This is a genomic window from Nostoc sp. 'Peltigera membranacea cyanobiont' 232 (assembly GCF_002245985.1).
Taxonomy (GTDB): Bacteria; Cyanobacteriota; Cyanobacteriia; order Cyanobacteriales; family Nostocaceae; genus Nostoc.
Genome location: NZ_NOLK01000229.1, coordinates 1 through 8,999, shown reverse-complemented (window position 1 = coordinate 8,999; position 8,999 = coordinate 1). Strand labels below are relative to the sequence as shown.

The following is an 8,999-nucleotide window of genomic DNA, read 5'->3' as shown; positions in this document are numbered from 1 at the left end:
CTGAAAAGATACGTAGGGTGTTATCGCGGAGAGTACGGCACGAAACCCTTGATAGTGGTGCGTTACGAACTTCGTTCTAACACACCCTACATACCTAATTTTGTTCAAAAATCAAATAGGAGTCCTAATATAAAAATTATGTGAAGTAGTAATTAATTGTAAAAATTTCTATAAAACTAGCGAATATATAGTATAATCACTGACTTCTAATTAAATCAAATTTAACTGTATGACCTGGTTTTCCTTGTCCGTGAAACGGTGGGGTCGGATTACACAATTCCTATCTTTGTTCTCTCTATGTTTATTTTTAGTTATTAGTTGCGCTCCTCGTCCACAGCCTTCTACGCCACCATCGGGTTCTGTAAATAGCCCTACAGGTGATGGTCGTATTACTATAGGTACAACAGCAAAGCCGAGAACCCTCGATCCGGCTGATGCTTATGAGTTAGCATCGTTGGGCTTGGTGTTTAATATGAGCGATCGCCTCTACACCTACAACCCAGGAAGCACGGAAATTAAGCCCCAGCTAGCTACAGCATTACCTAAAGTTAGTCAAGATGCTTTAACTTATACCATCCCTTTACGTCAGGGAGTGGTTTTTCACGATGGGACTCCCTTCAACGCCCAAGCAATGGCGTTTACCATCAACCGCTTTATTCAAAATAAAGGAAAACCATCATTTTTACTAAGTGATATAGTAGATTCGGTAAAAACTACAAGCGAGTATGAGTTAACCATTAAGTTGAAAAAACCCTTTGCAGCGTTTCCCTCACTGCTGGCGTTTCCTGGGGTGTGTGCGGTTTCGCCAAAAGCTTACGAACTCGGTGCTGGTAAATTTAAGCCGAATATTTTTGTGGGAACTGGCCCTTACAAGTTAGCTCAGTATGGTACTGATTCAATCAGATTCGATCCATTTGATAAATATTGGGGAGAAAAACCAGCTAACAAGGGTGTTAACCTCCAAATTCAAACTAGTCCGGTTAATTTGTTTAATGCTTTCCGTACAGGTGCAGTGGATGTAGCTTATTTGTCGCTACAGCCAGATCAAAATCGGAGCTTAGAAGAAGGTGGTAAAAAAGGGGATTGGCAAGCGATCGCAGCTGAAGGTAGTGTAGTAAGTTATCTGGTATTGAACCGAAATCAAAAGCCCTTAGATAAATTAGAGGTTAGACAAGCGATCGCGTCAATAATTGACCGTCCACTTTTAAATGAGCGGGCGTTACTTGGTCAAGCAGATCCGCTTTATAGCATGATTCCCACGACATTGAATGTTTCTTTGCCATTATTCAAAGATGCTTATGGCGATGCTAACTTTGATAAAGCTAAAAAATTGTTAACAACTGCTGGTTTCTCCAAAGAAAATCCGGCAAAAGTCCAAATTTGGTATCCTTCTAGTTCGCCTACTCGTAGTTTGGCAGCACAGACACTTAAATCACTTGTCGATGCCAAGATGGATGGAATTCTGCAATTTGAAGTTACCCCTGCGGAAGGCCCCACATTTTTTAAAGATATTGCCAAAGGACTGTATCCAGGAGCTTTACTTGATTGGTATCCAGACTTTTTAGACCCTGATAATTACGTCCAGCCGTTTTTGTCTTGTGATAAAGGTTCTGTTGCCAAAGGATGTGAAGATGGAGGTAGTCAAAGTCAGGGTTCGTTCTACTATAGCGAAGCCATGAATAAACTGATCGATCAACAACGCAAAGAACTAAATCCTGAAGCGCGTCAGAAAATTTTTGCAGAAATTCAAAAGCAAGAAACTGCTGATGTACCTTACGTTCCCTTATGGCAAAGTAAAGACTATGTATTTGCCCAAAAAGGTGTGAACAGCGTACAACTTAACCCAACCCAAATTCTGGTTTACCAGACAATTAAAAAGTAGTCATTAATCCTCTGTCATTTGTCATTTGTAAAAATAAATGACAAATGACAAATGACAAATAACAAATAACTAAAATATGTCTCGCTCTAAAGCTTTACAATATTACATAGTTTCTCGGTTGCTTCTTGCGCCACTTCAGCTATTAACAATTATCACCATTGTATTTCTTCTATTAAGAGCAACACCAGGAGATCCCGCAGATGCAATTCTCGGTGGACGTGCGCCAGAAGCTGCTAAAGAAGAATTACGAAAACAATTAGGTTTAAACTTTCCCCTGTGGCTACAGTACCTCAATTATTTGGGAAGCATACTACGTTTTGATTTGGGAACCTCTTTAATGAGTCGCGGACAGAATGTTTGGGACATAATTGGGCAATACTTCCCCGCCACGGTGGAGTTAGCAGTATGTAGTATGGCGGTTGCACTCATTGTTGGAATTGCAGTTGGAACTCTTTCGGCTTCTCGTCCTGGGACATATTTTGATGTCGGTGGGCGCTTATTTGGGATTATCACCTACGCACTTCCTATGTTTTGGGCGGGAATGCTTTTGCAGTTGATTTTCTCAGTCCAACTGGGTTGGTTTCCCAATTCCAACCGCTTTCCGCCCAATCTTCCGGCTCCCACTCCTGTGACTGGATTGTATACAATTGACAGCTTACTCGGTGGAAATCTCACCCAGTTTTTCACATCTTTGCACCATCTTGCCCTACCGAGTCTCACACTAGGAATTTTGCTGAGTGGGATTTTTGAGCGAATTGTGCGAGTGAATTTAAAGCAAACCTTGCAAGCTGATTATGTAGAAGCCGCTAGAGCCAGAGGGATTGGTGAAAATAAGATTTTAGCCTCCCATGCTTTAAAGAATGCTCTAATCCCAGTAATTACAGTGTTGGGATTAACCTTTGCGTCTCTGTTAGGTGGGGCGATTTTGACAGAAGTGACATTTTCTTGGCCTGGGTTAGCTAATCGACTGTATCAAGCGATCGCAGATCGCGATTATCCCACAGTCCAGGGAGTGCTAGTCTTTTTTGGTGCGATCGTTGTCAGTGCAAGCATTTTAATTGATATTTTAAATGCTTATGTAGATCCGCGAATTCGGTATTAATTTGATATTTTGTTAATTTTCTTGAGAAATACCACTCACCAAAATACCAAGGATTTTATTTACATCTTTGAGATAATATTCACTTAAATCAATGCTCAATACTTGTTCTTCTAGTTTCATGAATTGCCAAATGCTGCCCGTTGTGACTGCGCCGTAAATTATTTTAATCTCAGTTGCAGCTTGCTCATTAAACATTTTAGCTGCTACCATTTCGGCTGCACACTGACCCAAACCCGCATTAATATTTTCTTTTTTTGCTTCTACAACTATAATTACTGGTGCTGTCAAAATTAGAATTTCTGGAGATTTAGTAATAATAAAATCGCAAATGCCGTTTAATCCTTTAGTATTATCGACAGTAAAATCTATCCCAGAGAATAAACCAATTTGTTCTCGTAATTGTCGGCGTAAATCAACTAGAATTGGAGCAATAATTAACTCAGAACGCGCTTTTTCACTATTACTAGCTAAAGCTATTTCCAGGTTATAATTGAGTGTTTCTACAAGTAGATTACTCGCTGTTAATTCAGGAACAGCAGCGAAAATATCGCGTTTTTCTAATGTGGTTAAACTAAATTCTTGTTTTGCTTTAGCTAAACTAAACTCGCTGTAAGCCATAGAAATACTACTCCGTTATATCAAGCGATCGCAGATCGTGATTATCCCACAGTCCAGGGAGTGCTAGTCTTTTTTGGTGCGATCGTTGTCAGTGCCAGCATTTTAATTGATATTTTAAATGCTTATGTAGATCCGCGAATTCGATATTAGCAAAAAGTCATTCTTGGTTGATTTCTTGTGGGGTGGGCATCTAGCCCGCCCTTTTTTGTAATTTCCTAACTTAGAAATAAAATGTAGGTTGGGTTAAGCAAAGCGCAACCCAACGCAAAACTATCATTTCGTCTGGGAAATATTAGGGATTTGAGTTATATGACCCAGAGATACCTTTACAGCTAAGATCGGTATAGCCGTAGCTGCAATCAGAACAGCAGTAGCCAGGATAATTGCAACTGGTTTACCACCATATTGGACTAAAACCTTAAAAATATTTTCTGCTGTCTGACCTCCAGCTTGAACTAATTCGACTGTATCTGATTTGCTTAAAGCAGCAGTAATATTTTCAGCGATATCGAGAAGTTGTTCTGTATTGTTTGACTGACTGAGAACATCTAGAGATTGAACTATTGGCTGTTGCTGTGTAGCTAAATTTTCATTTCCAGGATAGTAAGTAGACATCGTTTTGCGCTCCTCTGTTGTTGGCATGTCTCTATACTCGCCTTTAGTTCATAGTTATACGTAGGATGTAGGTAAATGTAGGATTATGTCATAAATACAAAGAATATCTACAATGAACTGCTGGCATATACCCTACAATTCATTCCTGTTGTCCAAGCAGTCAATAGAGTACTTGCCAAAATCTCCTCAGACCAAATCATTTGGAATGTCTCTCGACTGGCGGCAAATCCTTTTGATTGGAATATAGTACGTTTTGCTTCAGCTTCTCTAGATGAAACCCTAAAGTCAAATTTTATCAAAGATTTGTTCTCTATCTACTCTTTCTTCCCTCGTTCTTGGAAAGAAGGTTTACAGGCTCCTTTTAACACAGGCACTCGCTTAAATACTCCTGCCCGTGCTGCTGCTGCTGGTTTTTGGCATCTGCATGAAAAAGAACCAGCGAGAGCAATAGAGGCTTTTACCGTAGTACGTTCTCTACTTTACGGCGAGGAAATGTTTACCCTTGCCCAAACTTTAGCGGCGTTTGAGAAAGCTGAAAAACCAGCCTCTATTGCTGCTATCCAAGTTCCTCCTTTTCCACAGGAACCGCTTTTACGTCCAGATACCTGGAAAGTCCTTGCTAATCTGCGTCGAGTTGTTGAGGATGTCCAGTTTGTAGAGCGCAGCGTCTCACGTTCAGCCAGGTCTTTAGCTCTCAATCGAGCATTAGGCGAACTGACAAACATCCTAAATCAAGCCAACACCTTGCCGCAAGCAGAGCAAGGGTTAATTATAGATATCGCTGAAACTTGGAAAGAAAGCCTTTTACAAATCGCTGGCGAAGTGGGAGAAATTTCCATCACCAAGCCTGTGGTTAATCCTTATGTTGTAGGCGACCCGGTTCAAGGTCATCTCTTTGTTGGGCGAGAAGATATCATCAGACAGTTAGAAGAACTCTGGGTGATGGGTAATCAACTCCAGTCTATAGTTCTCTACGGTCACAGGCGCATGGGCAAAACTTCTATTCTGCTTAACACTGCTAACTGTCTAGGCTCACAAATACAGCTAGCTTATGTCAACTTGCTACTTTTGGGAGATAGCCCCCAAGGTGTAGGTGAAGTGCTGATGGCAATTTGTGATGAAATTTCTCAAACTATAAAACTTCCACCACCAGCTGACACTGATTTACTAAATCTTCCCTATCCGACTTTTAAACGCTATTTAAAACAGGTGGAAGCACAGCTAGATGGTGGGTTAATCATTGCCTTAGACGAATTCGAGAAAATTGAAGATTTAATTGAAGCGAAAAAAATCCCTATCGACTTTATGGGTTCTCTGCGGGGTTTGGTGCAAATGAGTTCTAAAATCGCCTTTGCCTTTGCTGGTTTGCACACTTTAGAAGAGATGACAGCAGATTATTTTCAACCCTTCTTTGCCAGCGTCATTCCTATTCATGTAGGCTTTCAAGAACGTGCAGCTACTCGCCAAATTCTCGCTAACCCAGATAATGAAGACTTCCTCCTCGATTACATCCCGGAAGCTTTAGATAAAATTTATGCTTTGACTCATGGTCAACCATATTTAGTGCAACTACTGGGTTTTCAGCTAGTGCGCGGCTACAATGACTTTGTTTTTGAGCAAGGAAGACCCCGTGACCCAGTTTTCACAGTAGAAGATGTGGAAGCAGTTATCAATGACCCTGAGTTTTTCAAACGGGGACGCTACTACTTTGATGGGGTTTGGGGTCAGGCGGCGCGGGGTGCTAAGGGGCAACAGGCAATTGTACGAGTGCTTGCACCTCACCCAGAGGGGCTAAGTTTAGATGCCTTAGCTCGGTCTACAGGTATGAATGACCATGATTTACAGGAAGCGCTGAATACTTTGAAGCGTCATGATGTCGTTGAAGAAACTCAGGGAAGTTGGCGGATTATGGTGGAACTGTTTCGCCGTTGGGTTTTGCAGCAGTAGAGTAGAGCGATCGCAAAAGCTATATTCCTAAGATTGTGAAAGCTCATGCATGAGTAATGGATGGGAATGGTAACATTACCCTAGTAGCCCAAACACTTACAGTAAATCCTGTGCGTTCCTGGTTATCACTTATCTATTGTCATGCTTATGACTAAAACAACTAGGATTTTTGCCGCGAATTCTGTAAAAGTTAAAAGGCAAAAGCAGCTTGGATATTGGAAGAAGAACCCGTCGGCTCACTTTTTACGTTTGCCTTTATACTTCCTGATGGCTTTGCTATGTATCCTTGGTTCACCCGTGCTGGCAAGGGTTCCTAGTTCAATTAATTCCTCATTTCAACTACCAATTAATAGCCTTACGTCACTAGCTGCGATCGCTGACCCTGACTCACTACTACAGCAAGGCAAAGTTTTATACGATGCAGAAAACTTTGCCAAGGCAATAGAAATGTTACAACAGGCTGTCCAAATATACAAGCAGCAAAGGGAGAGCATCAAGCTGGCAGTGACACTGAGTAATCTTTCCCTAGCTTACCAGCAACTTGGTGAATGGAGTCAGTCCCAGCAGGTAATTGCAGAGAGCTTGAATTTGCTCAAAGGACAGGATGAAAACCAAAATCTGCAAATATTTGCTCAAGCACTAGATATTCAAGGTCGTCTTCAACTGAGAATGGGACAGGCTGAGGAAGCTTTAGCAACTTGGCAGCATACAGAAGAAATTTATCGGCAAACAGATAATCAAAGCGGTGTGGTGCGATCGCTAATTAATCAAGCACAAGCGTGGCGAACCCAAGGATTTTACCCCCGCGCAATCAAAACACTCGATCGCGTCAGTCAGACATTAAAATCTCAACCAGACTCTAGAGAAAAGACAGTGAGTTTGCGATCGCTCGGTGATACCCTTTTGGTAGCGGGCGATTTGAAAAAATCACGTCAGGCGTTAGAAGAAAGTCTGATGATTGCTCAACATCTGCACTCAAGCGCTGATATTGCCGCCAGTCTGTTCAGTCTGGGGAATCATGCCCGTCAACAACAGAATAAGCTACAGGCGATCGCCTATTATCAACAAACCGTTGCAGCATCTCCCCCACCCTTAATAAAAGTTCAAGCACAACTCAATCACCTCAGTCTACTCATTGAAGATAAACGATGGGCACAACTGCAAAGTCTCTTGCCGTTGATTGAATCACAACTCAACCAACTCCCCCCTAGCCGTGCTAGTATTTATGCTCTCGTCAACTTTTCACAAAGTATGGCGAAAGTCAAGAGTGGAGTACTGCAAGCATCAAGCCAAAACTATTACTTGGGACTCAGCACTCACGAGTCAGCAGTATTACTTGCCAGCGCCATTCAGAAATCTCGCAATTTAAATGACAAGCGGGCAGAAGCCTATGCACTAAAGAGTTTAGGCGGCTTGTACGAAGAAACTGGACAATGGTCAGAAGCGCAAGACCTTACCCGGCAAGGGTTAGCTTTGGCACAGAGCAGCAATGCACCAGAAATTACCTATACCTTGGAGTGGCAGTTAGGTAGATTGCTGCGGGTACAAAAAGATATTAATGGTGCGATCGCAGCCTATGATGCTGCTGTGGAAACTCTCCAGTCTCTCCGCAAAGATTTAGTAGTCAATAAAGATGTAGCAAACCAGGATCTGCAATTCAACTTTCGGGACAGTGTAGAACCCGTCTACCGAGAATCAGTAGAGTTACTGCTGAAATCTCAAGAAGGAAAATCAGATCAAAAAATCTTAGAGAAAGCCCGCCAACGGATTGAAGCACTCCAACTAGCAGAATTAGACGACTTCTTCCAGGAAGCTTGCCTGCAAGGTCAGAAAGTAGCCCTCGATCGAGTAGTAGACAAAGATAATCCCACGGCTGCCATCCTTTATCCGATTATTCTTGAAAACGAACTCCAGGTAATTGTCAAAATTCCCAAACAACCTCTGCAAAGCTACACTACTCCCATTTCTCGCACAGCAGTAGAAGAACTCTTAGTAGACCTGCGAAAAAATCTTGTCAATCCCACCGCTACCAAAATCATCCAAACCCAGGCGCATCAAGTTTACAACTGGCTGCTTCAACCCATTGAATCACAATTGCAAAAAAGTAAAGTAGATACCCTAGTGTTTGTCCTCGATGGCCCCTTACGCAATTTACCAATGGCAGCCCTCTATGATGGTGAGAAATATTTGGTAGAGAAATATGCAATTGCCCTGAGTGTGGGGCTGCAACTCCTCGACCCTAAACCATTGGTAAAACAGCAGCTAAGAGCGCTAACCGCAGGATTGACTAAGCCGCCACCAGGTTTTTCCAAATTTGCACCGTTGCTAGCAATCAAATCTGAATTTAACGGCATTACCAAAGCAGGAGTCTCAACAACTAGCCTAATAGATGGAGATTTTAAGAAAAAGAATTTAGAAAGTCAAATTAGTGCCGCTTCATTCAACATAGTGCATTTAGCAACCCACGGTCAGTTTAGTTCCCGCCTTGAAGACACTTTTATTTTGGATTTTGATGGTCAGATTAATGTTAAAGATTTTGATACTCTCTTTCGCAGTCAGGGAAAAACCATAGTAGAGCTATTAGTTTTGAGTGCTTGCCAGACAGCAGCAGGAGACACCCGCGCAGCACTCGGTCTAGCAGGAGCAGCTGTACGAGCTGGCGCACGCAGTACCATAGCTTCCCTGTGGCAGATTGATGATGAATCGACGGCAATGTTTCAGTTGCGACACTAGGAATAAAACCAAGCAGCTTGGCTTCTTGGAGCGATTCATCAAATTGAACTACTAAATAACCCACTCGTTCTTCCCAAGTTTCTGGAGGAATGGAACATATCT

General features: G+C 42.1%; 6 protein-coding genes and 2 pseudogenes. 5 read left to right on the top strand and 3 right to left on the bottom strand.

Annotation, left to right across the window (positions count from 1 at the left end):
* Positions 1–229 precede the first annotated feature (229 nt).
* Together CDG79_RS37105 and CDG79_RS37100 are read left to right on the top strand one after the other, a co-directional pair.
* Entirely contained in the window at positions 230–1,882 is a 1,653-nt protein-coding gene (locus CDG79_RS37105) for an ABC transporter substrate-binding protein (protein WP_094346544.1), read from the top strand.
* A gap of 76 nt (positions 1,883–1,958) precedes the next feature.
* A complete protein-coding gene (locus CDG79_RS37100; RefSeq protein WP_012409030.1) occupies positions 1,959–2,984 on the top strand; it encodes an ABC transporter permease in 1,026 nt (341 codons plus the stop codon).
* Between the two features lie 12 nt (positions 2,985–2,996).
* Here the strand turns inward: CDG79_RS37100 and CDG79_RS37095 are convergent, their stop codons facing one another.
* Positions 2,997–3,602 (bottom strand): hypothetical protein, encoded by a 606-nt coding sequence (locus CDG79_RS37095; protein WP_094346543.1) that lies wholly within the window; start codon positions 3,600–3,602, stop codon positions 2,997–2,999.
* Between the two features lie 15 nt (positions 3,603–3,617).
* On the opposite strand from CDG79_RS37095, the pseudogene CDG79_RS37090 reads away from it, so the two are divergent.
* Positions 3,618–3,752 (top strand): annotated as a pseudogene (locus CDG79_RS37090) (ABC transporter permease); the annotation flags it as partial.
* A gap of 123 nt (positions 3,753–3,875) precedes the next feature.
* On the opposite strand, the gene CDG79_RS37085 reads toward CDG79_RS37090, so the two are convergent.
* The gene (locus CDG79_RS37085) at positions 3,876–4,244 is read right to left on the bottom strand and encodes a hypothetical protein (protein ID WP_223278575.1); all 369 of its coding nucleotides are present in this window, start codon (positions 4,242–4,244) and stop codon (positions 3,876–3,878) included.
* 276 nt (positions 4,245–4,520) lie between these two features.
* On the opposite strand from CDG79_RS37085, the gene CDG79_RS37080 reads away from it, so the two are divergent.
* Together CDG79_RS37080 and CDG79_RS37075 are read left to right on the top strand one after the other, a co-directional pair.
* A complete protein-coding gene (locus CDG79_RS37080; protein WP_189525263.1) occupies positions 4,521–6,164 on the top strand; it encodes an AAA family ATPase in 1,644 nt (547 codons plus the stop codon).
* Between the two features lie 141 nt (positions 6,165–6,305).
* Positions 6,306–8,897, top strand: coding sequence for a CHAT domain-containing protein (locus CDG79_RS37075; RefSeq protein WP_442946281.1), 2,592 nt, complete (start codon positions 6,306–6,308; stop codon positions 8,895–8,897).
* Here CDG79_RS37075 and CDG79_RS37070 read toward each other — a convergent pair.
* Positions 8,872–8,999, bottom strand: a pseudogene (locus CDG79_RS37070) (DUF1822 family protein); the annotation flags it as partial. The gene CDG79_RS37075 and the pseudogene CDG79_RS37070 overlap by 26 nt on opposite strands.

What these genes read in the sequence shown, in the direction of transcription:
- CDG79_RS37105 (WP_094346544.1), top strand. Translation starts at nt 230, where the DNA reads ATGACCTGGTTTTCCTTGTCCGTGAAACGGTGGGGTCGGATTACACAA.
- CDG79_RS37100 (WP_012409030.1), top strand. Translation starts at nt 1,959, where the DNA reads ATGTCTCGCTCTAAAGCTTTACAATATTACATAGTTTCTCGGTTGCTT.
- CDG79_RS37095 (WP_094346543.1), bottom strand. Translation starts at nt 3,602, where the DNA reads ATGGCTTACAGCGAGTTTAGTTTAGCTAAAGCAAAACAAGAATTTAGT.
- CDG79_RS37085 (WP_223278575.1), bottom strand. Translation starts at nt 4,244, where the DNA reads ATGCCAACAACAGAGGAGCGCAAAACGATGTCTACTTACTATCCTGGA.
- CDG79_RS37075 (WP_442946281.1), top strand. Translation starts at nt 6,306, where the DNA reads ATGCTTATGACTAAAACAACTAGGATTTTTGCCGCGAATTCTGTAAAA.